Origin of the sequence: Frigoribacterium sp. CFBP 13707 (genome assembly GCF_014842245.1) — a bacterium.
In the GTDB taxonomy this organism is placed as follows: domain Bacteria; phylum Actinomycetota; class Actinomycetes; order Actinomycetales; family Microbacteriaceae; genus Frigoribacterium; species Frigoribacterium endophyticum.
The window spans coordinates 290,505-313,600 of sequence record NZ_JACYVL010000002.1 but is presented as its reverse complement, the minus strand read 5'-3'; the positions used below and the strand labels follow the sequence as shown (position 1 = coordinate 313,600).

General features: G+C 75.7%; 20 protein-coding genes. 7 read left to right on the top strand and 13 right to left on the bottom strand.

Features of this window, described 5'->3' with window-relative positions; all coding sequences use genetic code 11:
* Window positions 1-45 precede the first annotated feature (45 nt).
* The 4 genes from IFT45_RS17625 to mtrA all read right to left on the bottom strand — a co-directional run bounded on the left by IFT45_RS17625 (window position 46) and on the right by mtrA (window position 4,953).
* Complete coding sequence (locus tag IFT45_RS17625; RefSeq protein WP_192127034.1) at window positions 46-729, bottom strand: phosphoribosyltransferase family protein; 684 nt, start codon at window positions 727-729, stop codon at window positions 46-48.
* A 121-nt stretch (window positions 730-850) separates the two neighbouring features.
* Entirely contained in the window at window positions 851-2,533 is a 1,683-nt protein-coding gene (locus tag IFT45_RS05185) for an LpqB family beta-propeller domain-containing protein (protein ID WP_192127032.1), read from the bottom strand.
* Window positions 2,526-4,226: an MtrAB system histidine kinase MtrB gene (mtrB, locus tag IFT45_RS05180; protein ID WP_156369902.1), complete on the bottom strand. Its 1,701-nt coding sequence runs from the start codon at window positions 4,224-4,226 to the stop codon at window positions 2,526-2,528. The genes IFT45_RS05185 and mtrB overlap by 8 nt, the downstream gene beginning before the upstream one ends.
* 46 nt (window positions 4,227-4,272) lie before the next feature.
* On the bottom strand, window positions 4,273-4,953 hold the full coding sequence (mtrA, locus tag IFT45_RS05175; RefSeq protein WP_056053426.1) for an MtrAB system response regulator MtrA: 681 nt from the start codon (window positions 4,951-4,953) through the stop codon (window positions 4,273-4,275).
* A gap of 149 nt (window positions 4,954-5,102) precedes the next feature.
* On the opposite strand from mtrA, the gene IFT45_RS05170 reads away from it, so the two are divergent.
* The 5 genes from IFT45_RS05170 to IFT45_RS05150 all read left to right on the top strand — a co-directional run bounded on the left by IFT45_RS05170 (window position 5,103) and on the right by IFT45_RS05150 (window position 10,638).
* Window positions 5,103-6,461 (top strand): hypothetical protein, encoded by a 1,359-nt coding sequence (locus IFT45_RS05170; protein WP_192127030.1) that lies wholly within the window; start codon window positions 5,103-5,105, stop codon window positions 6,459-6,461.
* Complete coding sequence (locus tag IFT45_RS05165; protein WP_192127028.1) at window positions 6,458-7,108, top strand: DUF4129 domain-containing protein; 651 nt, start codon at window positions 6,458-6,460, stop codon at window positions 7,106-7,108. Before IFT45_RS05170 ends, IFT45_RS05165 begins: the two co-directional genes overlap by 4 nt.
* The gene (locus IFT45_RS05160) at window positions 7,105-8,310 is read left to right on the top strand and encodes a DUF4350 domain-containing protein (RefSeq protein WP_192127026.1); all 1,206 of its coding nucleotides are present in this window, start codon (window positions 7,105-7,107) and stop codon (window positions 8,308-8,310) included. The genes IFT45_RS05165 and IFT45_RS05160 overlap by 4 nt, the downstream gene beginning before the upstream one ends.
* Before the next feature lie 79 nt (window positions 8,311-8,389).
* On the top strand, window positions 8,390-9,343 hold the full coding sequence (locus IFT45_RS05155; RefSeq protein ID WP_056053416.1) for a MoxR family ATPase: 954 nt from the start codon (window positions 8,390-8,392) through the stop codon (window positions 9,341-9,343).
* Window positions 9,344-9,345: 2 nt separating this feature from the next.
* Window positions 9,346-10,638 (top strand): DUF58 domain-containing protein, encoded by a 1,293-nt coding sequence (locus IFT45_RS05150; protein WP_192045462.1) that lies wholly within the window; start codon window positions 9,346-9,348, stop codon window positions 10,636-10,638.
* A gap of 91 nt (window positions 10,639-10,729) precedes the next feature.
* Here the strand turns inward: IFT45_RS05150 and IFT45_RS05145 are convergent, their stop codons facing one another.
* A complete protein-coding gene (locus IFT45_RS05145) occupies window positions 10,730-11,725 on the bottom strand; it encodes a stage II sporulation protein M (protein WP_056053410.1) in 996 nt (331 codons plus the stop codon).
* Window positions 11,726-11,743: 18 nt separating this feature from the next.
* Between IFT45_RS05145 and IFT45_RS05140 the strand changes: the two genes are divergently transcribed.
* Window positions 11,744-12,628 carry an RDD family protein gene (locus IFT45_RS05140; RefSeq protein ID WP_192127024.1) on the top strand — a complete coding sequence of 295 codons (885 nt, stop codon included), beginning with the start codon at window positions 11,744-11,746 and terminating at the stop codon, window positions 12,626-12,628.
* A gap of 202 nt (window positions 12,629-12,830) precedes the next feature.
* On the opposite strand, the gene ahcY is transcribed toward IFT45_RS05140, so the two are convergent.
* From ahcY to IFT45_RS05120, 4 genes are all read right to left on the bottom strand, one after another.
* Window positions 12,831-14,306: an adenosylhomocysteinase gene (gene ahcY / locus IFT45_RS05135; RefSeq protein ID WP_056053406.1), complete on the bottom strand. Its 1,476-nt coding sequence runs from the start codon at window positions 14,304-14,306 to the stop codon at window positions 12,831-12,833.
* 62 nt (window positions 14,307-14,368) lie between these two features.
* Entirely contained in the window at window positions 14,369-14,644 is a 276-nt protein-coding gene (locus tag IFT45_RS05130; protein WP_056055744.1) for a metal-sensitive transcriptional regulator, read from the bottom strand.
* Window positions 14,645-14,808: 164 nt separating this feature from the next.
* Complete coding sequence (locus tag IFT45_RS05125; RefSeq protein ID WP_056053403.1) at window positions 14,809-16,227, bottom strand: phosphomannomutase/phosphoglucomutase; 1,419 nt, start codon at window positions 16,225-16,227, stop codon at window positions 14,809-14,811.
* A complete protein-coding gene (locus IFT45_RS05120; RefSeq protein WP_056053400.1) occupies window positions 16,217-16,429 on the bottom strand; it encodes a DUF3499 family protein in 213 nt (70 codons plus the stop codon). The genes IFT45_RS05125 and IFT45_RS05120 overlap by 11 nt, the downstream gene beginning before the upstream one ends.
* A gap of 49 nt (window positions 16,430-16,478) precedes the next feature.
* Here IFT45_RS05120 and IFT45_RS05115 point away from each other — a divergent pair, with 49 nt between their 5' ends.
* On the top strand, window positions 16,479-16,922 hold the full coding sequence (locus IFT45_RS05115; RefSeq protein WP_056053396.1) for a hypothetical protein: 444 nt from the start codon (window positions 16,479-16,481) through the stop codon (window positions 16,920-16,922).
* 90 nt (window positions 16,923-17,012) lie between these two features.
* Here IFT45_RS05115 and IFT45_RS05110 read toward each other — a convergent pair whose 3' ends face one another.
* The 4 genes from IFT45_RS05110 to galE all read right to left on the bottom strand — a co-directional run bounded on the left by IFT45_RS05110 (window position 17,013) and on the right by galE (window position 23,048).
* A complete protein-coding gene (locus IFT45_RS05110; protein ID WP_192127021.1) occupies window positions 17,013-18,446 on the bottom strand; it encodes a DUF5719 family protein in 1,434 nt (477 codons plus the stop codon).
* On the bottom strand, window positions 18,439-21,282 hold the full coding sequence (locus IFT45_RS17455) for a glycosyltransferase (RefSeq protein WP_192127019.1): 2,844 nt from the start codon (window positions 21,280-21,282) through the stop codon (window positions 18,439-18,441). The genes IFT45_RS05110 and IFT45_RS17455 overlap by 8 nt, the downstream gene beginning before the upstream one ends.
* Before the next feature lie 142 nt (window positions 21,283-21,424).
* A complete protein-coding gene (locus IFT45_RS05100; RefSeq protein WP_156369966.1) occupies window positions 21,425-21,739 on the bottom strand; it encodes a WhiB family transcriptional regulator in 315 nt (104 codons plus the stop codon).
* Window positions 21,740-22,088: 349 nt separating this feature from the next.
* The gene (galE, locus tag IFT45_RS05095; RefSeq protein WP_056053387.1) at window positions 22,089-23,048 is read right to left on the bottom strand and encodes a UDP-glucose 4-epimerase GalE; all 960 of its coding nucleotides are present in this window, start codon (window positions 23,046-23,048) and stop codon (window positions 22,089-22,091) included.
* Window positions 23,049-23,096: the final 48 nt, after the last annotated feature.

The window sequence follows — 23,096 nt, the reverse complement described above, 5'->3', positions numbered from 1 at the left end:
GACGGGACAGATCCCCAGGCCGTCCACAGGCGGCCGCGGGAGGGCTCACGGTCGTCTCCGCGAGAGCAGCGGGGTGGACGCGACGCAGGCCGCGGCGACGACCACGGCGCCCTCCGCGGCCAGCGCACGCCGCGCCTCCAGCAGGGTGCTGCCGGTGGTCACCACGTCGTCGACGACCACGACCCGGAGCCCCGCCAGCCCCGGCCGGGCACGGAGGCTGCCCGCCCGCGAGCGCCGGCGGGCCTCGCGGTCGAGCTCCTTCTGCGCCCCGCGGCCCGGCAGGGCGACGAGCCCCCGGCGGACGGCCCGGAGCCCGGCCCGGCGCACGAGCAGCTCGACCGGGTCCCAGCCACGGCGCCGCCGCCCCCGCGGGGACGACGGGACGGCGACGACCACGGGCGGGGCCCCGCCGACCCCGGGAGGCGCGGCGAGCGCCACCGAGGCGGCCAGCGCGGGTGCCAGGGCCGTCGCCAGGCGGAGGCGCCCCTGCTGCTTGTAGGCCAGCACCGTCGAGCGCACCTCGGCCTCGTACCGCAGCCCGGAGACGACCACCAGCCCGCCCGGCAGCTCGTCGACCTCCGGGCTCGGCTCGAGGCGGACCCGACAGGCCCGGCAGAGCTCCACGTCGGGGAGGCCGCAGCCCGCACAGCGGACCGGCGACAGCACGCCGAGCGCCTCGCGGAGGACGGGGCCGAGGCCGGCGGCGGAGGGTCGGGGCGAGGTCGTCACGCCGACACCGTCGCACGGTGCCGGCCGCCGGACGCCGGTCCGCCCGCCGCCCCGGGGACGAACGGGCGCACGACCACGGTGGGGAGGGACGACGGGGCGGCGGTGCGCCGCGCCGCCCGGGTCAGCGCTGCGTCGCCAGGAGGTCGGCCGTCACGCCCGTCCCCTGCCAGGTGCTCCCCCGGGGCTCGAGCACGGCGCCGTCGCCCGAGAGCACCTGCAGCCGGGCGAGGCCGGTGCCGCCGGCGATCGCGGAGGCGTCGTCGCCCGGACGGCCCGCGGTGACGGCGGCGCCCCCGACCTCGCTGAGCGTGGCGCGGGTCGTGTCGTCGGCCGTCGTCAGGGTCGCCACGGTCAGCTGGTCGGCCCAGGTCGCGTCGACCGGCGACCCCGTCGGCGCCGCGAGCTCGAGGGGCGGGCCCAGGGCGGTCGGCACCTGCCGCGAGTCGCGCAGCAGGGCCACGACGAGCAGCCGCGACGCCCCGTCGTCGTCCAGCAGCACGAGGGCCCGGGTGCCGTCCCGCGAGACGCGGAACGACACGACGCGGTCGCCGACGGGCAGGGTCGAGGCGACCACCTGCGGCCTGCCGTCCGGGGACCACGCCGTCACGTTCCGCGCATCGTCGGCGGGGACGCTCCAGAGCCAGCCGGCCCCGTCGAGGGAGGGCGCGACCAGGCCCGGTCGAGGGTCGACGAGCAGGCTGCGGCCGTCGGCCGTGACCAGGGCGCTGCCGCCCGCCGTCCCGACCACGGCGCGCGTGAGGTCGGCCGACACCTCGACCGAGGTGGGCGACAGGGCGGCCACGGCCGCCGACAGCCCGTCGAGGGGCGCGAGGGCCGACCGGGAGGCGAAGCCGAGCTCGCCCTGCGCGAGCACCAGCGGGCGGGCGTCGACGGCCGGGTCGCGGAGCGGCGCGGCCCGGCCCAGGTCGGGCACGTCGAGCGGCGCGGACTCGACGCTGAGCTCGACGGCGGTGACCGTCGAGAGGGTCGAGAAGCTCGCGAGCAGCTGCGCCTGCATGCGCGCCCTCGCGTCGTCCGTCGCGCTCAGGGCGTCGGAGGTCAGGTCGACGCGGGCGGTGCCGTCCGCCACGGTGATCGCGGTCAGCGACAGCTGCGTCCCGTCGGGGAAGGCGGAGACGACGGCGCCCTGCAGCCACGCCGACGGGCCGGCCAGCAACGCGCTCGCGATGCGGGTGCTCGTCGACGACCGCGCGAGGAACCAGCGCTCGTCGGGCACGAGGTACGTGAACGTGGGGTCGTAGAAGTAGACCGCGTGCGCCCGGAACACCGACTGGAAGGTCGCCGGGCTCAGCACGGTGCCGTCGGGGGCCTCGCTGATGCGCCACTGCCCGTCCTCCCGCACGAACGAGTACGCGAGGGTGGTCGGGACGTCGCTCGTCGACGGCACGTAGTGCCCGCCCTGGTCGACGGTCGCCGACGTCAGGAAGGCGTACTCGAGGTCGGCCTCGCCGACCCGGGTGGTGGCGCCGTCCCCCGGGCGGACCGTGACGCTGGCCCGCGGGTCCCAGTCGTCGGCGAAGCCTCCCGCGAGGAACTGCCGGGCGACCGCGTAGTTGTCCTGCGGGCCGGTGCCGGCGGCCAGGAAGTCGCGGAGGATCTTCTCCTGCGAGCTGTCGGCAACCGGGCCGCTCGGCGTGTAGACCACCTCGCTCGGCACCTCGCTCGAGACGTCGTCACCGCGCTCGACCGGGCCCCGGTCGGGGATGGAGGCACAGCCCGTCAGGACGAGCAGCACCGCCGCCAGCGCGGCGATCGCCCTCGCCCGTCGTCGTCGTTCAGCCACCGTGCACCTCCGTCGTCCCGCTCCACGGTTCGGCCGAGGTGGGCTCCGGCGTGCCCGGGGCCGTGGCCTGCACGGTCGCGGCGTCGTCCGGCTCGGCCCGCAGCGGCCGGGTGGTCGCCGTCGTGCCCGCCGCCCGCGGCAGGGTGACCACGAAGCGGCTCCCCTCGCCCGGGCGCGACCACAGGTCGATCCGGCCGCCGTGCAGGGTCGCGTCCTCCAGGCTGATGGCCAGGCCGAGGCCCGTCCCCCCGATGGTGCGGCGACGCGACGGGTCGGCCCGCCAGAACCGGTCGAAGACGCGCTCGGCCTCGGCGGGGGTCATCCCGACTCCGTGGTCGCGGACGGCCACGGCCACCGCCTCCTCGTCGCTGTCGACCTCGACCTCGACCGGTCGCCCCTCGCCGTGCTCGATCGCGTTGCCGAGCAGGTTCCGCAGGATGCGCCGCAGCCGGCGGGGGTCGACCTCGGCCTCGAGGTAGCCGCCGCGCGCGTCGATGGTCACCGTGCTGCCGACCTCCGCCGCGAGCGGCTCGAACTCGGCGACGACGTCGTCGACGAGACCCACCACGCGCGTGCTCTCGAGGTCGAGCTCGACCGCCCCCGCGTCGAAGCGCGAGATCTCGAGCAGGTCGGCCAGCAGCACCTCGAAGCGGTCGACCTGCGTGTGCAGCAGCTCGGTCGTGCGGGCGGCCGTCGGCGTGAAGGAGGCGCGCTGGTCGTAGAGCACGTCGCCCGCCAGCCGGATGGTCGTCAGGGGCGTCCGCAGCTCGTGCGAGACGTCGCTGACGAAGCGCTGCTGCACGCGCGACAGCTCGGCGAGCTGGGATATCTGCCTCTGCATGGCGTCGGCCATGCCGTTGAACGACCGCCCGAGCGTCGCGACGACGTCCTGGCCCTTCTCGGGGATGCGCTGGTCGAGCTGGCCGGCCGCGATCTTCTGGCTGGTCTCGGCGGCGACCCGCACGGGCCCCACGACGAGCCGGACGACCACGTAGGTGACGACGCCGATCAGGACGACGAGGGCCAGCGAGCCGAGCGCCAGCGTGCGCTGCATGAGCGACAGCGTCGTCTGGGCGTCGCTGAGGTCGTAGACGAGGTAGAGCTCGTACTGGCCGGCCGTCGGCACCTGCAGCGTCGAGCCCACGGCGAGGCCGGGGGCGTCGCCGCCCGGCCCCCGGAGCGAGACGGGCTGGAGGGCGAGGGCGCCCGTGTCGGCCGCCACCTGGTCACGGAGCTCCGGCGTGATCTGGTCGGCGGGGAAGTCGGGGCTCGCGATCGCCTGGATGGTCTGCGCCGTCGTCTGGCCCGGGGTCCGCAGGATGGCGATGCTCGTGCCGCCCGGGCTCGACGTCGACGCGAGGATGGCGCTCTGCGCCTCGTTCTGCAGCGAGTCGAGCTCGACCTGGTCGGCGTCCTCGGTCGCCGTGGCCGAGTCGAAGATGCTCTGGGCGAGCAGCGTCGCGCGCAGCGACTCGGACTGCACCTGGTCGCGGCGCTGGTCGTACAGGTTCGCGCCGATGCTCACGGAGATGGTCGTGCCGATGATCGTCGCCCCGAGGCCCGCCATCACGACGGTGGTCGCGACGGTGCGGAACTCCAGGGAGGACCGCCAGAAGCCCGCGACGCGGGACGGCCAGCCGCGCCGGCCCAGCCACGCGCGGCGGAGGGCGGCGGCGACGGACTCGACCGTCACGGGCCCGGCCCCGCGAGCCGCGGGCGCCCCCGCGGCACCGGAGGGCCTAGGCGGACGAGCCGGCACGGTAGCCGACGCCGCGCACCGTCGTCACGATGCGCGGGGCGTCCGGGTCGTGCTCGACCTTCGCGCGCAGGCGCTGCACGTGCACGTTGACGAGGCGCGTGTCGGCCTTGTAGTGGTAGCCCCACACCTGCTCGAGGAGCATCTCGCGGGTGAAGACCTGCTGGGGCTTCGACGCCAGCGCCAGCAGCAGCTCGAACTCGAGGGGCGTGAGGCCGATGACCGTGTCGCCGCGCCGGACCTCGTGGGCCGCGACGTCGAGGCGGAGGTCGCCGACGGTCAGGACGTCGGTCGTCGGCTCGCTGGAGGGCCGCAGGCGGGTGCGCACCCGGGCCACCAGCTCCTTGGGGTCGAAGGGCTTGACGACGTAGTCGTCGGCCCCGGCCTCGAGGCCCGCGACGACGTCGACGGTGTCGCCCTTGGCGGTGAGCATGATGACCGGGACCCCGCTCTCGGCCCGGATCGCCGCGCAGACGGCCAGGCCGTCCATCCCCGGCAGCATGAGGTCGAGCAGGACGAGGTCGGGGGCCGAGTTGCGGAACGCGTCGACGGCGGCGCTGCCGTCGCTGCAGAAGTGGGGCTCGAAGTCGGCGGCCCGGAGCACGATGCCGATCATCTCGGCGAGCGCGGGGTCGTCGTCCACCACCAGGATGCGCGGGGTCATGGTCTCCGTCCTCGGCTGGGCCGCTCGGGAGGCGGCACCTCACCCGAGATTAGTGCAGGAGGCGCCCGTCGGCTGGCACCCGCCGCCCGCCGCGTGGGAACATGGCGGCACCGCGGGGCGATCCCGCGGGCGGACCACCGGGGGGCACCATGACGGACGTGGACGGCTGGGCGGCGCCCGGCGCGGGCCAGGACGAGCCCCGCTGGGGCGAGCGCCTGCCCCCGGCGCCGGAGCAGCAGCAGGGCGGGCAGCACCAGCCCACCGGGCAGCCGACTCCCCCCGGCCAGCCGACTCCCTCCGGGCAGCCGACTCCCTCCGGGCAGCCGACTCCCTTCGGGCAGGCGACTCCCTACGGGCAGGCGACTCCCTACGGGCAGGCGACTCCCTACGGGCAGCCGATGCCGTACGGGCAGCAGGCGCCGTGGGCCCAGCAGCAGTCCCCCGCCCCGGGTCCGCCTCCCGGCTGGACGCCGCCTCCCCGCCCCGGGCTGCTCGCCCTCCGGCCGTTCACCTTCGGCGAGGTCCTCACGGGCTCGTTCCAGGTCTTCCGCCGGAACCCGCGCACCACCTTCGGCACCGCGCTCCTGGCCCAGGTCGTCCTGCTCGTCGTCACCCTCGGCGTCACCGGCGGCACGGCCGCGGCCGCCTTCAGCCGCGTCGACTCCGCCCTGCCCCAGGACCGCGACGCCGTGGCCGCCGGCGCGGTCGCGGTGACGCTCCTCTCGACGATCGTGCCGCTCCTCCTCTCCGTGGTCGTCAGCGCCCTGCTCCAGGGCCTCTTCGTGCTCGAGACCTCCCGCCAGCTGCTCGGCCAGCGGCTGCGCCTCGGCGGGCTGTGGGCGCTCACGGCGGGCCGGCGCGGCGCCCTCCTGGGCTGGTCGGCCCTGCTGACGCTGGCGTACCTGGTCGCCGTGGCGGTCGTCGCCGGCGTCGTGGCGCTGGGCTTCGTCGTCGGCGGCGGGACGGGCATCGCGATCGGCATTGTCTCGGGCCTCCTCGCGGGGCTCGGAGCGCTCGCCGTCGGGGTCTGGCTCAGCGTGCAGCTGAGCCTCGTGCCGAGCGCCCTGATGCTCGAGCGCCTCACCCTCGGCGCCGCGGTCTCGCGCTCCTGGCGCCTCGTCCGCGGCTCGTTCTGGCGCACCTTCGGCGTCGTCGTGCTCGTCCTCGTGATGATCCAGGTCGCCGCCCAGGTCGCGAGCACCCCGATCTCGCTCCTCGCCGGCCTCCTCGCCGGAGCGCTCGCGCCGACCGGCGACCTGACCTCCCCGACCGTCCTCGTCGTGACGGGCGCGGGGTACCTGCTGACCTTCGCCGTGGCCGCCGTGGTCGCGTCCATCGGCTCGGTCGTCCAGGCCGCGAGCACCGCCCTCGTGTACGTCGACCGCCGCATCCGCACCGAGGGGCTCGACCTCGAGCTCGTCCGGCACGTCGAGCGACGCGACGCCGGCCAGGCCGACCTGCCCGACCCGTGGCGCTCGCCCTGGGGCGACGCGGCTCCCCCGCGGTGACGTTCGCCTCCGCCGCCGTGACGCTCGTCGCCGCTCCGCTCCGGCCCGACCCCGAGGAGGCGCGGCGCCTGCTCCAGCAGGAGCTCACCGAGCGCGACTACGTCGCCGCCCAGCCGACCTGGCTCGACCGTGCCGCCGACGCGTTCTGGTCGTGGATCGAGGGCGTCCGGTTCGGAGACGCCGAGGGAGCACCGGCCGTCGCGCTCGTGATCGTCCTGGTCGTCGTCGTCGCGGTCGTCGTGGGCGTGGTGCTCGTCTACGGGCTGCCGCACCTGGAGCGCCGCTCCGCCCGCCCGGGCGAGCTCTTCGGCGACGACGACGAGCGCGACGCCGACGCCCTCCGCGCCTCCGCCCGGGAGGCCGCGGCGACCGGCGACCTCGACCGCGCCGTCGTCGAGTCGTTCCGGGCCCTCGCGCGGGCCCTCGTCGAGCGCGACGTGCTGACCACGAGCCCCGGCACCACGGCCCGCACGGTGGGCGACCGCGCGGCACGGCTCTTCCCGGCCCGGGCCGAGCGCCTGCGGGCGGCCGCCCGGGCCTTCGACGAGGTCCGCTACCTCGACCGTCCGGGCACCGAGCAGGCGTGGCGCGAGATCACGGACCTCGACCGAGCGCTCGAGGGCGACCGGACGGCGGTGCCCGCGTGACGACGACGACGCCCGCCGCGCCCTCCCGGTCGACCCCCGCGCCCCGCGCCGCCCTCCGCCGGGCCCGCCCGTGGGCCGTGCTCGCCGCAGGAGTCGTCGCGGTCGCGGTGGTCGTCGTGCTGCTGAGCGGCGGCGACGCGACGGGCGGGCGCGCCCTCGGCCCCGAGAACGCGGCCCCCGCGGGGGCGAAGGCCGTCGTCGAGGTGCTGAGGGAGCAGGGCGTCGAGGTGGAGGTGACCACCTCGCTGGCCGCCACGACCGCGCAGGCCCGGGCCGACGCCTCCGACACGACCGTGGTGGTCGACGACGCCGGTGCCCTGCTCGTCGCCGACCAGTGGCGGGACGTCGCCGCCTCCTCCGGGCGGACCCTCCTCCTCGCCCCCGACCAGGTGGCCCTCGACGCCGTGGCGCCCGGCCTCGCCCTGGCGGCCGAGGTCGACGACGGCGCCGTCGCTCCGGGCTGCGACCTGCCGGCGGTCGAGCGCCTCGACCGCGTCCAGGTCGGGGGGTACGCCTACACGGTCGACGGCGTCGACCCGGGCGTCGACGTCACCACGTGCCTCGCCGACGACGCGTCGGGCGGCTCCGGCCTCGTCGAGCTGGTCGACGGCGACCGGACGGTGACCGTCCTGGGCGCCACCACTGCGATCACCAACGGCGCGGTGCTCGACGACGACGACGCCGCCTTCGCGCTCTCGCTGCTCGGGCAGACCGGCCACGTCGTGTGGTACCTGCCCAGCCCGGACGACGTGCCCGAGGGCAGCGGCACCCTCGCGAGCCTGACGCCGGGATGGGTCACCCCGGTGCTCGCCCTGCTCGCCCTGACGGCCGTCGTCGCCGGCGTGTGGCGGGGCCGCCGGCTCGGCCCCCTCGTGGTCGAGCGCCTGCCCGTGATCGTCCGGGCGTCGGAGACGACCGAGGGCCGGGCGCGCCTCTACGAGCGGTCGGGGTCGCGCCGGCACGCGCTCGACCAGCTCCGGATCGGCACCGTGGTGCGGCTCCGGCGCCGGGTCGGGCTGGCCGCCTCCGCGTCGCTCGACGACGTCCTCGCCCGCGTCGGTCAGCTCACCGGCGCCGACCCCCGCGGCCTCCGCCACGTGCTCGTGGACGCCGACCCCGCCGACGACCGCGAGCTCGTCCGCCTGAGCGACAGCCTGCTCGACCTCGAGCGCGCGGTCTCGGAGGCGGTGGCTCCCCGGTGACGGGCACCGCGCCTCCCCCGGGCCGCCGCGCCCCGAGACCTGCTCCCCGCCCCCACGAGATCCCCGGGAGGATCACCGCATGACCTCAGAACTCCAGCAGACCTTCGCCGCCGTGCGCACGGAGGTCGGCAAGGCCGTCGTCGCGCAGGACGGCGCGGTCACCGGGATGCTCGTGACCCTGCTCGCCCAGGGCCACGTGCTCCTCGAGGGCGTGCCGGGGGTCGCCAAGACGCTGCTCGTGCGGGCGCTCAGCCACGCGCTGTCGCTCGACACCGCCCGCGTGCAGTTCACCCCCGACCTGATGCCCGGCGACATCACCGGCTCGCTCGTCCACGACGCCGGCAGCGGCCGGTTCGAGTTCCGGCCCGGGCCCGTCTTCACCAACGTGCTGCTCGCCGACGAGATCAACCGCACGCCCCCCAAGACGCAGTCGGCGCTGCTCGAGGCGATGGAGGAGCGCCAGGTCTCGGTCGACGGCGTCAGCCGCCCGCTGCCGACGCCCTTCCTCGTCGCGGCGACGATGAACCCGGTCGAGTACGAGGGCACCTACACGCTGCCCGAGGCCCAGCTCGACAGGTTCCTCATGAAGCTCACCCTCGACCTGCCGCCCCGCGAGGCCGAGGTCGAGGTGCTCTCGCGGCACGCGGGCGGCTTCTCGCCCCGCGACCTCCGGGCCGCCGGGGTCACCCCCGTGCTCGGGGCGGAGGAGCTCGCGCGGGCCCAGGCCGAGGTCGCCCGGGTGGGCGCCTCGCCCGACGTGCTGGCGTACATCGTCGACCTGGCCCGGGCGACCCGCGAGAGCCCGTCCGTCGCCGTCGGGGTGAGCCCCCGCGGCTCGACCGCGCTGCTCGCCGCGACCCGCGCCTGGGCCTGGCTGACCGGCTTCGACCGCGTCACGCCCGACCACGTGCAGGCGATGGCCCTGCCCGTGCTCCGGCACCGGCTGAAGCTCCGGCCCGAGGCCGAGCTCGAGGGCGTGGGCGCCGACGCGGTGCTCCGCTCGGTGCTCCAGCAGGTCCGGGTCCCCCTCTGAGCATGGCCGTCACCGGATGGACCGTGGCCCTGCTGGCCCTCGGCGTGGTGCCCCTCGTCGCGACCGGCGACGACCGGGTCCTGCTCGGCTGGATCGTGCTCGTCGCGCTGCTCGTGGCCCTCGACGTGCTGCTCGCCGCGTCACCCCGGGCCCTCCGGCTGCGCCGAGAGCTGCCCGCGGCCGTCCGGCTGGGCGAGAGCACGGCGTCGCGCCTCGTCGTCGTCAACGACGGACGACGCCGCCTGCGCGGCGTGCTGCGCGACGCCTGGCAGCCGTCGGCGGGGGCCGCGTCGACCCGACGTCCGCTGTCGCTCCGGCCGGGGCGAGCGGTGACGCTGACGACGACCCTGACCCCCTTCCGCCGGGGCGACCGGCGGGCCGACGCGGTCACCGTCCGCTCGGTCGGCCCCCTGCGCCTCGCCGGCCGCCAGGCCACCGTGGAGCTGCCCGGCGTCGTCCGGGTGCTGCCCCGCTTCTCGTCACGGCGCCACCTCCCCTCCCGGCTCGCCCGCCTGCGCGAGCTCGACGGGAGGACGAGCGTCATGGTGCGCGGGCAGGGCACCGAGTTCGACAGCCTGCGCGAGTACGTCCGCGGTGACGACGTGCGGAGCATCGACTGGCGCGCGACGGCCCGCCGTGACGAGCTCGTCGTGCGCACCTGGCGCCCCGAGCGCGACCGCCGCATCGTCGTGGTCGTCGACAGCGGCAGGACCTCGGCGGCCCGGGTCGACGACGAGCCCCGCCTCGACACCGCCTTCGAGTCGGCGCTGCTGCTCGCGGCGCTGGCGTCGAGGGCCGGCGACCGGGTCGACGTCGTCGTCTTCGACCGCCGCGTGCGCGGTCGGGTGCAGGGCGCGACGGGCGCCGCCCTCCTCTCGTCGCTCGTCGACGTGCTCGCCCCGGTCGAGCCCGAGCTCGTCGACACCGACTGGTCGTCGGTGCCCGCCCTCGTCCGCTCGGTCACGAGCCAGCGGGCCCTGGTCGTGCTCGCGACCACCGTCGACTCCCCCGGCTCGGCCCGCAGCCTCCTGGCGGCCGTCCCGCAGCTCAGCCGTCAGCACCTCGTGGTCGTCGCCTCGGTGGCCGACCCGGCCCTGGCCGAGACGGCGCTCCGCCGCGACGGCCGGTCGGAGGTCTACCGGGCCGCCGCCGCCGAGCGGGCCGTGCTCGACGCCTCCCGCGTGGCCGCCGCCCTCCGTCAGGTGGGCGCCGACGTCGTGTCGGCCGCGCCCGCCGACCTGCCGCCGGCCCTGGCCGACCGCTACCTCGCGCTCAAGGCGGCCGGGCGGCTCTGAGGCGCGCGGCGCGCGACGCACGGCGCAGGGCGCGCGGCGAACGGCCCAGGGCTCCGCCCCGTCGGACGGCCCGCGGCGCGCCGGTGCGGGCTCAGCCCGCGACGAGCTCCCGCGCACCCGCCTCGAACTCGTCGAGGTCACCCGTCTGCCCCGCCCGGTGCGCCCGGCCGCCGAGCACCCACTGGTACGCGAGGAAGCCCGCGAGCGCGACCGTGCCGATGCCGATCTTGATCGCCCAGGGCCACGGCTGCCGGGTGACGAAGCCCTCGATCACCCCGGAGACGAGCAGCGAGAGCATCAGGCCCACGGCGATCGTGATGAGCGCCCGGCCGTCCTCCGCGAGCGCCTGGCCGCGCGTCCGGGCGCCGGGGGCGATCCACGACCAGGCGATCATGAGGCCCGCGGCCCCGGCGACGAAGATGCTGTAGAGCTCGAGCTGGCCGTGCGGGAGGATGTACAGGAAGAAGTAGTCGAGGCGGCCCTGGTCGGCCATGATGCCGGCCGAGACCCCGATGTTGATCGCGTTGCCGATGATCGCGTACGGCACCCACACGCCGGTGATGCCGAAGGCGACGCACTGAGCCGCGATGAAGGCGTTGTTCGTCCACACCTGGCCCGTGAACGACGACGGCGCGCTCTCGGAGTAGTAGTCCACGAAGTCCTCGGTGGCGAACTGCCGCCGGAACTCCGGCGTGCCGAACGACGCGAGCACGGACGGCGTCGAGGCCGCCCACACGGCGAACACCGTGGCGACGACCACCGTCGCGAGCAGCACGGCGATCGAGAGCCAGCGCACGCGGTACAGCGCAGCCGGCAGCTGGACCAGGAAGAAGCCCGGCACCTGCGCGGCCAGGTCGCGCCCCGCGCCGGTGAACCGCAGGCGAGCCCGCGAGAGGGTCATCGACAGCCGGTCGGCGACGACCGAGGGGCCGGTCGCCGTCTGCAGGGCCGACAGCTCGGCCGCGCCGGACTGGTACAGGCGGATGAGCTCGTCGGCCTCGGGCCCGGTGAGGCGCTGCCGGCGGGCGAGGCGGTCGAGCTCGGTCCACTCGTGACCGTGGGCGGCGGCGTAGGCGTCGAGATCCATTCTGCTTAGATACTAGGCATGTCCCGACCCCGCGCAGGTGGCAGAGCGCCGATCACGCTCCGGCCCGACCAGGTGGAGTCGCTGGGCGGCTCGTCCGACCAGCTGGTCGTCGGCGAGGCGGTCGCCCTCGACCTCCGCCCGACCGGCTTCGTGCTCCGGGTCGCCGGTGCCCTCATCGACTACGCGGTCTACGCCCTCGTGCTCGTGCTGCTGGTCGTCCTCGTCGGTGCGCTGTCGGAGGCCGGGGCGGTCGACGACGCCGTGGCCCAGGCCCTCGTCGTGGCCAGCGTCGTGTCGTGCCTGATCGGGCTCCCCCTCGTGGTCGAGACGGCCAGCCACGGCCGGTCGCTGGGCAAGCTGGCCACCGGCGCCCGCATCGTGCGGCTCGACGGCGGCGCGATCGGCCTCCGCCACGCCCTGACGCGCTCCCTCGTCGGCCTGCTCGAGATCGTCATGACGACCGGCGGCCTGGCGGTCGTCGTCGCCCTGCTCAACCGCTCGTCGCGGCGCCTGGGCGACCTGATGGCCGGCACGTACAGCCGCAACGAGCGGGCTCCGCGCATGGGCCGCGTCGTCGTGCAGCTGCCCCCGCACCTCGTGGGCTGGGCGGCCGTCGCCGACGTCGCCCGGCTGCCGGACCCGCTCGCCCGCCGCGTGGCGTCGTTCCTCCAGCAGGCCCCGGCACTCTCGCCCGCCTCCCGGCACCGGGTCTCGGCCGGCCTCGCCGACGAGGTGGCCGCGTTCGTGTCGCCGGTGCCCGCGGTCGACGCCGAGTCGTTCCTCGCCGGCGTCAGCGCCCTCCGTCGCGACCGCGAGGCCGTCGCCCTCGGCCGGGAGGCCGCGCTCCTCCGGCGCCTCGACCCCGCCCTGACCGGCACAGTGCCTGGCTTCCCGACGCGCTGACCCTCGCCGTCGCGACCGCGGGGGCGCCCACGCTCTGCGCCCGCCCGTCGCCGGGCCCGCGCCGGGCGGCGTCGTCGTGCCAGCCCCGCCGCGTTCAGCCCCGCCCCGCCCCACGACGACGGAGGCCGCCCGGGAGGCGCGGCGTGCGCTCCCCGGACGGCCCCCGGCGACGAGGCGGACCCGCTGGCCCGCCCCGTGGTGGTCAGTACCGGTAGTGGTCGACCTTGTACGGCCCCGCCACGGGCACGCCGATGTAGGCGGCCTGCTCGTCGGTGAGGGTCGTCAGCTCGACGCCCAGGGCGTCGAGGTGCAGGCGCGCGACCTTCTCGTCGAGGTGCTTGGGCAGCACGTAGACGTCGGTCTCGTAGCGGTCCCGGTGCGCCCACAGCTCGATCTGGGCGAGCACCTGGTTGGCGAACGAGTTGCTCATCACGAACGAGGGGTGGCCGGTCGCGTTGCCGAGGTTCATCAGGCGGCCCTCGCTGAGCACGAGGATGCTGCGGCCGGTGGGCAGGCGCCACTCGTGCACCTGGGGCTTGATCTCGACGCGCTCGGCGCCCGCCAGCGACTCGAGGCCGGCCATGTCGATCTCGTTGTCGAAGTGGCCGACGTTGGCGACCACCGCGAGGTGCTTGAGGCCGAGGAGGTGGTCGACCGTGACGACGTTGAGGTTGCCGGTGCCCGTCACGAGGATGTCGACGGTGCCGACGACCGACTCGAGCTTCGCGACCTGGTAGCCGTCCATCGCGGCCTGGAGGGCGTTGATGGGGTCGACCTCGCTGACGATGACCCGCGCGCCCTGGCCGCGCAGCGCCTCCGCCGCGCCCTTGCCGACGTCGCCGTAGCCCGCGACGAAGGCGACCTTGCCGCCGATGAGCACGTCGGTGGCGCGGTTGAGGCCGTCGGGCAGCGAGTGGCGGATGCCGTACTTGTTGTCGAACTTCGACTTCGTGACCGAGTCGTTGACGTTGATCGCCGGGAAGAGCAGCTCGCCCGCGCGCGACAGCTCGTAGAGCCGGTGCACGCCGGTCGTGGTCTCTTCCGTCACGCCCTGGATCTCGGCGCCGATGGTCGTCCAGCGGTCGGTCGACTCGGCGAGCGAGCCCCGGAGCACCTCGAGGATGACCTTCCACTCCTGGCTGTCGCCGGGGGCGTCGGCGGGCACGGCGCCGGCGAGCTCGAACTCGCGGCCCTTGTGCACGAGCATCGTGGCGTCGCCGCCGTCGTCGAGGATCATGTTCGGGCCGGCGAACTCGGCGCCGGCCTCGGCCGCCTCGGCGGACCAGTCGAAGATCTGCGAGGTGCACCACCAGTACTCCTCCAGCGTCTCGCCCTTCCAGGCGAAGACGGGGACGCCCTGGGGCTGCTCGGGGGTGCCGGTCGGGCCGACGACGATCGCGGCGGCCGCTTCGTCCTGCGTGGAGAAGATGTTGCAGCTGGCCCAGCGGACCTGGGCGCCGAGCGCCGTCAGGGTCTCGATCAGGACGGCGGTCTGCACGGTCATGTGCAGCGAGCCCGCGATGCGGGCGCCGGCGAGCGGCTGGGTCGGGCCGAACTCCTCACGGAGGGCCATGAGCCCCGGCATCTCGTTCTCGGCGAGGCGGAGCTGGTGGCGTCCGGCCTCGGCGAGGCTCAGGTCGGCGACCTTGTAGGGCAGCGAAGTCGTAGTAGTGGGCATGGGTCCATCCTCCCCCACGGGACAGCGTGTGTCGCGTCGCCGGGGTGACGCCCGGCAGCCCGTCAGGAACGGACGAGGCGCGCGATCGCGGCGGAGGCCTCGGCGATCTTCTGGTCGGCGACGGCGCCTCCCTCACGGGCGGCCTCGGCGACGCAGTGCGCGAGGTGGTCCTCGAGCAGCTGCAGCGCCACCGTCTCGAGGGCCTTGGTCGCGGCGCTGACCTGGGTGAGGACGTCGATGCAGTAGACGTCGTCCTCGACCATGCGCTGGATGCCCCGCACCTGGCCCTCGGCCCGGCGCAGGCGCTTGACGATCTGCTCCTTCGAGCCGGCGCCCACGTAGCCGGGGCCCGCGGTCGCCCGGGAGTCGCGGATCGGCTCCGGCGGGCCGGGCACCGCCCCCGGGTCGGCCTGGCCCTCGTCGTCGCGCACCGCGCCTCCTTCGTCCACGGCGCGAGCATACCCCCCTGGGGTACGCCCGCCCCGGGAGGACGCGACGTCGGCTACGCGCGGATGAGCGCGAGCACCTCGTCGCGGAGGCGCTCCATGCCCGCGGGCGTCGCCGCCTCGGCGTTGAGGCGCAGCAGCGGCTCCGTGTTCGAGGGGCGGACGTTGAACCACCAGAAGCCGTCGTCGGCCGTGCCCGAGACGGTGAGGCCGTCCAGCTCGTCGACGTCGCCCCGCGAGGCCCACGCCTCGACGATGCGCGTGTAGGCCGCGGGCACGTCGTCGACCGTCGAGTTGATCTCGCCGCTCGCCGCGTAGGGCGTGTACCGGTTCGTCAGCGTCGACAGGGGCTCGCCCTGGTGACCCAGCTCGGCGAGCACGTGCATCGCGGCGAGCATGCCGTTGTCGGCGCCCCAGAAGTCTCGGAAGTAGTAGTGCGCCGAGTGCTCGCCGCCGAAGATCGCGCCGGTGGCCTTCATCTCGTCCTTGATCAGCGAGTGGCCCACGCGCGTGCGGACGGGGGTGGCGCCCGCGGCGACGATCGCCTCGGGCACGGCCCGCGAGGTGATGAGGTTGTGGATCACCGCGATGTCGGCGTCGGGCTCGGCGGCGCGGACGCGCGCGATCTCGCGCACGGCGACGATGGCGGCGACGGCCGAGGGGGTGACCGCGTCGCCGTTCTCGTCGACGACGAAGCAGCGGTCGGCGTCGCCGTCGAAGGCGAGGCCGAGGTCGGCGCCGTGCTCGACGACGGCGGCCTGCAGGTCGACCAGGTTGGCCGGCTCGAGCGGGTTCGCCTCGTGGTTCGGGAAGGTGCCGTCGAGCTCGAAGTAGAGGGGGACGATCTCGAGGGGCAGGCCGGGCAGCCCGGCGGCCTCGCCGAGCACCGCGGGCACGGTCATGCCGCCCATGCCGTTCCCGGCGTCGACGACGACCTTCAGCGGCCGGACGCCCGCGAGGTCGACCAGGCCGCGGAGGTAGCCCGCGTAGTCCGCCAGGGCGTCGTACTCGCGGAGCGAACCGGGGGCGTCGACGGCGGTGACGCCGTCCGCGAGGTACGCGGCCGCGCGGTCGCGGACGTCGGCGAGGCCCGTGCCGAGGCTGATGCCCTGGGCACCGGCGCGGCTCATCTTGATGCCGTTGTAGGTGGCGGGGTTGTGGCTCGCCGTGAACATGGCGGCCGGGGCGTCGAGCGAGCCGGAGGCGAAGTACGACTCGTCGGTCGAGCACAGGCCGAGCGCGACGACGTCCGCGCCCCGGGCCCGGGCGCCGCGCGAGAAGGCGGCGGCGAAGGCGGGCGAGGAGTCGCGCATGTCGTGGCCGACGACGAGCTCTCGGCCGGCCCCCTCGACCTCGTCCGCGAAGGCGGCGCCGAACGCCTCGACGACCTCCTCCGTGAGCTGGCTCCCGACGAGCCCCCTCACGTCGTAGGTCTTCACGAAGGCGGTCAGGTCGACGGGGGACTCAGAGCTCATGGCCCAAAACTACCCGGCGCAGGACCTGCCAGCCCTGAGGCGCGGAGAGCGAGGCCGCGTGGCGGGCGCAGAGGTCGTAGCCGTGGGGCTCGACGCGCCCGCTCAGCGGACCGACGACGACCATCGAGTCGGCGTAGACGTAGGTCAGGGTCGCCACCGCTTCCTCGTGGCAGGTGACCTTGCTGCAGGGGCGCTCGTCCATCGGGGCCAGCGTACCCGTCCGCCCCGGGGGGTCCGCGTAGCATGGGCGGATGGCCAGGCCCCACCGCGTCACCGACCGGTCCCGACACCGCGACCGCCACGGCAGGGGGCTCCGGTCCTCCGTCGCGGGGCCGCACCTGCCCTTCCTGCGCACGCGGGTCGACACCTTCGACGACGTCGTCGCCGCCACCGTGGAGTACCTGCGGGAGCTGCGTCCGGACGACCTCGACGACGTCACGGTCGAGGTCGAGGCGCTCCCCGCCGACCCGGACGAGGCGCGCGTCGAGCGCTGGCGCGTCGACCGGCGGGCACGCCGCGTCGTGCTCTACCGCCTCCCGATCGAGCGCCTCACGCCCGTCCCCGAGTCGCGGCGCCTGGCCGACCCGGAGCAGCAGCACCGGTCGGTCGTCGAGGGCTGGGTGTTCCGGGCCGTCGCCGACCTGCTCGGCGAGGACCCGTGGGAGATCGCTCCGGAGCGCTGGCGCGACGGCTGAGCCCACCGGGGCCAGCGCAGCCCGCGTGGCCCACGCCCGGAGCACCGGGACCCGTCACGACCGCTACGGCAGCTACGGCCGCTACGGCCGCTACGGCCAGACGGTGACGGGCGAGGAGGCGGGCAACGGCGACGTGACCGCCCACGAGGCCAGGGCCCCGGGCGCGGAGAACGAGACCCCGGCCCGGAGGCCGTCGGCACCTCGGAGCGTCACGCGGTCGCCCGCGCCCACCGCCACCTCGACCGTGGAGCCGCCCGGCACCTCCCGGGGCTCCTCCTCGGCCTGCCCGGCCGCGTCGTCGCCGGCCGCCTCGACGGCCACGGACGCCGTCGCCGCGTCGGCGGACGGGTTGACGACGCTGAGGACGGCGCCCTCGCCGGCCGGCACCTGGACGAGCGTGTCGCCCTGCAGCGCCGAGGCGGACGAGGCCCAGGCCAGGTCGACCGCGCCCTCACCCGAGACCGTCGACGACCGGGCGCCCACCACGACCGGCACGGGCGACTCGACGCGGACGGTGTAGACCCCGTCCGCGAGGCCGTCGACCGGCACGTCGGTGACGCGCCCCGCACCGACCTCGGTCTCGAAGCTGGTGCCCGTCCCGTCGGCGGTGGCCACGTCGACCGTCACGGTGGCCCCCGTGTCGCCGGGCACGAGCACCCGGAGGACGCTCTGGAGGTCGGCGCTGCCCTCGTCGGCGAGGGCCGCCTCGAGGTTCGCCGAGTCACGGACGACGAGGCCCGGCACGACCGCGGTGGTGGCGGGCTCGGCCGAGCCGCTGACGATGTCGACCCCGCCCGGGTCGAGGGTGCGGACCACCGACTGCTGCAGCGTGGAGACGATGCGGCCGCCGCGGCTCTCCACGTGGACCACGGGGGACGCGAGGCCGGTGGCGAAGCCGGAGAGCGGGACGACCTTCTGGCTGCGCGGGGCCACCACGATGCCGTCGATGCCCGGCCCCTGGACGGTGCCGTCCTCGGCCCAGATGCCGAGGTCGACCGTCGAGTTCACGTCGGTGGGGTTGACGAGGGTGATGAGCGAGACGCGCCCGGTCTCGGTCGAGCCGCCCACCAGCCACGTCGAGCTCGTCGGCTCGGTACAAGGGGCGGAGGCGAAGCCGACCAGGTCGTCCGAGTCGACGGCCTGGCTCTGTGCCGCCGCGACGAGGGGGACGTCGTCGCCCTCGACGGGTGCCGTCACGAGCTGCGGCGACGACGAGCTGCCGTCGGCGCCGGCGAGCGCCTCGACCTCGTCGTCGCCCGTCGAGCCCCGGTCGACGTCGGCGCGTCCGACGGCGCTGGCCGTGGTGGCCTGCTGCCCCTCCGCGTCCGAGAGGCGGAGGACGCTCCCGGCGCAGACGCGCTGCTGGTCGACGGGGACGGGGGTGACGAGCTGCCCGGCCGGCTCGGTGCGGAGCGCGGGCAGCGGCACGACGGCTGCGGCGCCGACCACGAGGGCCGCGACGGCGAGCCCCACGACGCCGACCACCACGCGCCCGGTGGTCCTGGCTGCGGATCGCTCAGTCATCTCGCTCCTCGTCGAAGGTGGTGGCGGGCTGCTCGGCCTCGGGCACGCCGGCCCGTGACCGACGCCGACGGGGCGTGGTCGGGAGCGCGAGCAGCAGGGCGGAGCCGAGCACCAGCGCCCACGTGACGCCGACGATCGGGCGGAGCGGCCCCGGGTCGGGGCGGTCGTCGGCCCGCTCGGACGCGGCGACGTAGCGCCAGAGGAGCCCGTTCGAGGTGTCGCCGACGGGCAGGAAGGTCGCGGTGCCGTCGAGGGCCTCCCCCGCACGGCGCTCGAGCGCCGCCGCCGCGGGCTCGTCGTCGGGCGTGCCGGTCAGCAGCACGAACCCGACGCCGAGGCGGTCGAGGTCGTCGGCCGGGTCGAAGCCGCTGCGGCTGACGAGGTTGCCCGCCAGGACGGTCAGGTCGCGGTCGGTCGCGCTGAGCCGCTGCGACGTGGCGTCGAGGGTCGACTGGTCGTCGAGCGTCGCCCCCTGGCCGCGCTCGAGCGAGACGGCGAGCGTGCCGTCGGGCTGGGGGGTGAGGACGAGGGTGCCGACGTCGGGCGACGCCTCGGCCTCCGCCGTGACGTAGGCCGAGAGGATGCGCCCCGAGCTCGGGCGGACGTCGGCCGTCCCGACGTAGGAGGCGAGGAGCACCGGCACGGCCACGGCGACGCTCGTGACGCCCACGAGCACGCCCGCCGGCGGGGCGACGCGGGGCAGGCGGTCGAGGGTCACGGCGGCGGCGCCGACGAGGCCCAGCAGGTACAGGCTGAGGCCGCTGCCCGCCCAGACGGCGACGCTGTCGCTGCCGACGGCGGAGACGGAGACCTGGGTGGCGGCCACGGCGGTCAGGTAGCCGAGGAGGGCCAACGTGAGGGCGGGCACCGCGCGGCGCAGGGCGCCGACGAACGGGGCCGCCACGGCCAGGAGGGCGAGGGGCAGGAAGGCGGCCGCGACGACGGCGGCGAGGGTCTCGGGCGGGAGGCCCGTCCCCGCCAGGAGCCGCGTCCAGCCGTTCAGCCCCGTCTCCGGCGAGGTGACGAGGAGCTGGAGCGGTGACGCGGGCTCCGTCCTGGCCGGCACGCCCGGGTCGGCGAAGACGCCCCACCAGGTGCCGCGACCGATCTGCACGATCGCGAGCGGCAGGAACAGCGCCACGGCCGGGAGGGGCACCGCGATCATCCGGTGGATGCCGCGCGGGCGGGTCGCGAGGGAGCCGAGCCAGATCACGACGAGCGCCGGCAGGAGCGACGGCGAGCAGGCCGCCACCAGGGCGAACAGGAGGGAGGCGGTGGCGCCGGCCGCCCAGGACCGGGCCGAGCCGATCAGGGCCCAGACCAGGAAGGGGAGGGCGGCGTGGGCGAGGGCGGCCCCGAGGTGGCCGGTCTGCAGGGCGGAGAGCACGGGCGACGAGAGGGCGTAGACGGCGGCGGCCACGGCGGGCACCCAGGTGCGCCCCGTGACGCGGCGCGTCGCGAACCAGGCGCCCAGCGCCGACACCGGCAGCGCGGTCAGGTAGACGAGGAGCACCGAGGTCGACGGGGACCACGCCGTGACGGAGCCGAGGACGGCGAGGACGGCCGTGAAGGGGTCCGACGGCCCGACGAAGCCGGTGCCGATGTCGCGCCAGCCCCAGCCGACCGACGACCAGAGGTCGCCGAGCGAGGTGCTGAGCGGGAGCAGGCCCCCGCCGGTGACGGCGGGCTGGCTCAGCAGGTCGAGGACGGCGACCGCCCCGACGACGGCGGTGAGCACGACGACCCAGAGCCCGCCCGAGCCGATGAAGCTGGCCTGCGGGTCGCCCGCGTCCTCGCCCCGCGCGACGAGGGCGTCGCGCTCGGTCACCCGCCGTTCGCGGATCTGGTAGAAGGTCGCGCGGAGCGGCTCGATCGCCGCCCAGCTCGTCGTCCGCGTCCGCGACAGGGAGCGCCTCGCCTGGGCGATGCGCGTCCCGCCGAAGGCGGCGCGGAGGGCGGTGGCGAACTCGCCGCCGACGGCCCCCGGGTTCTTCGTGAGCAGGTGCCAGATGCTCCGGACCACGGCGAGGGGGACGAGGCTCAGCCAGTGCAGCGGCAGCGCGGCGGCCGGTGCGTAGACGAGCCGTCGGTGCAGCTGCGCCGACCGGTGGAGGCGCGTGCGGCGCCCGGCGCCGAGGGGCTCGGCCTGGCCGAAGTCCTCGGGCGGGCCGTCGCTCGCGACGCGGGCGTCGGAGACGAGCGCGACGCGGTGGCCGGCCAGGCGGGCGCGGACGGAGAAGTCGAGGGCCGCGTCGACGTGGGGCAGGCCGGGGTCGAAGCCGCCGAGGGCGGTCCACACGCTGCGGCGGACGAGCATCCCGCCGGCGGCGACGCCGAGCACGTCGTGGCGGTCGTCGTGCTGGCCCTGGTCGAGCTCGTTCTCCACGAGGGTGAGGGAGGCGCCGTAGCGCGTCACGGTCTCACCGAACCCGGCGATGACGGCGGGGTCGTCGAGGCGCATCAGCTTGGGCCCGACCACCGCGACCGAGGGCGACACCTCGACGGTGGAGAGCAGCCGTTCGAGGGCGCGGGGGCGGGGAGCGTTGTCGTGCCCCAGGAACCACAGCCACTCGTCGGCCTCGGAGTCGGCGTCACCGCTCCCGGAGAGCCGGGCGCCGTGGGCGAGCGCCTCGACGAACGTCGTCGTCGGGGGCACGCTCGTCAGCTGGGCCGCGCCGCTCAGCGAGAGCCGCCCCGCCGCGCTGTCGCGCCCGCCGGCGTCGACGACGACGAGCGCCTCCGGCGGTCGCGTCTGGCGCGACAGCCCGTCGAGGGTTCGGTCGAGGTGCGTCGCTCCACCAGGGGCGACGAGGATCGCAGTGACTCTCGGTTGCATGACCTGTGCAGCCTAGGTCGGCCACCGAGGGCGACGGACGCGCCGCGCCGCGCCGCGCGTACCTGTGAGGGGTCGATGAACGACCGCGGCGCACGGCCCCGGGAGGGGTCGTGCGCCGTGGAGATGACGGTGGAGGAGCGGGCTAGGCGCGCTTCCGGAGCTTGCGTCGTTCGCGCTCCGAGAGGCCGCCCCAGATGCCGAAGCGCTCGTCGTTGCGGAGCGCGTACTCGAGGCACTGGGCCCGGACGTCGCACGAGGCGCAGATCTTCTTGGCGTCGCGGGTGGAGCCGCCCTTCTCGGGGAAGAACGCCTCGGGGTCGGTCTGCGCGCAGAGCGAGTCGGCCTGCCAGGACAGCTGGGCCTCGTCGTCGTCGACCGCGACCTTGCGGACCCCGGGGACGCCGAGCAGCACCGGATCGACGTGCCAGTCGTCGGGCACCCCCGCTCCGACGGCCACGGCCGCGCCGACGGACTGCCCGGCACCGATCCCGTCGACACGGTTCTCGTTGATCGCCACAGCACCTCTCCCCTCGACGTCGTCGCCCCCCGAACGGCTGCGACTCAGGCAATTACACCGGTGTAACTACACGACGTCAAGTCGAGCCCCAATAAACCCTGGACCCCCCATCGAGGGTCAAGCTCGCTCCGGCGTGTCGGGGTACGATCTGCCCGGCCCGGGTGACGTCACCCGTCCTGGGGGCACGTCGTCGCGCCCCGGGCGTGTCGCGCGCCCCCTCCGGCACGGCCCCCGAGCCCTCCGACGACGCCCGGACCGGGGAGTCGCGGGTCGGGACGAGCGCCCCGGTTCAGCTCCGGGGAGCGGCGGCCCAGGCGCTGGTGACCATGTCGAGCAGGCTGTGCCGCATGACCCAGTCGAGGTCACGGCCGGCGAGCGTGCCGTCGGCGACGATCCGGTCGGGGTCGCCGGGGCGGCGGGGCGCCACCTCGGGCTCGAAGTCGACGCCGGTGCCCTCGCGCATGGCGTCCATGATCTCGCGGACGGACACCCCGCCTCCGGAGCCGAGGTTGTAGGCCGCCTCGACGGCCTCCCCCGCGTCGAGGCGCCGGGCCGCGGCCACGTGCGACACGGCCAGGTCGGAGACGTGGACGTAGTCGCGGACGCAGGTGCCGTCGGGCGTGTCGTAGTCGTCGCCGTTGATGCGGGGCGTGCGGCCGTCCGCCAGGGCGGCGAACACGAGGGGGAAGAGGTTGTGCGGGCTGGCGTCGTACAGCCCGGCCTCGCCGGAGCCGACGACGTTGAAGTACCGGAGGCTCGTGTGGCGCAGCCCGGCGGCGACGCCCTGGTCGCGCAGGAGCCACTCGCCGATCAGCTTGCTCTCGCCGTAGGGCGAGGCCGGCGCCTTCGGGGTGCCCTCCGTGACGAGCTCGGTGGGGGGCGTGCCGTAGACCGCCGCGCTCGAGGAGAACACGACGCGGTCGACGCCCGTCTCGGCCATCGCCTCGAGGAGCCTCTGGGTGCCGGTCACGTTCTGCTCGTAGGTGTGCAGCGGCCGCTGCACGGAGACGCCGGCGTACTTGTAGCCGGCGACGTGGACGACGCCCGTGACGCCGTGCGCGCGGATCGTGTCGACCAGGAGCTCGCGGTCGAGGATCGTGCCGCGGACGAAGGGGACGCCCTCGGGGACGAACGCCTCGAGGCCGGACGACAGGTCGTCGTAGACGACGGCGTCGATGCCGGCCCTCGTGAACTCGCGGACGACGTGGGACCCGATGTAGCCGGCGCCGCCGGTGACCAACCATGACATGCGGCTCAGCCTACCGAGCGCGGGAGCGGCTCCCGCCGCGGCTGGCCG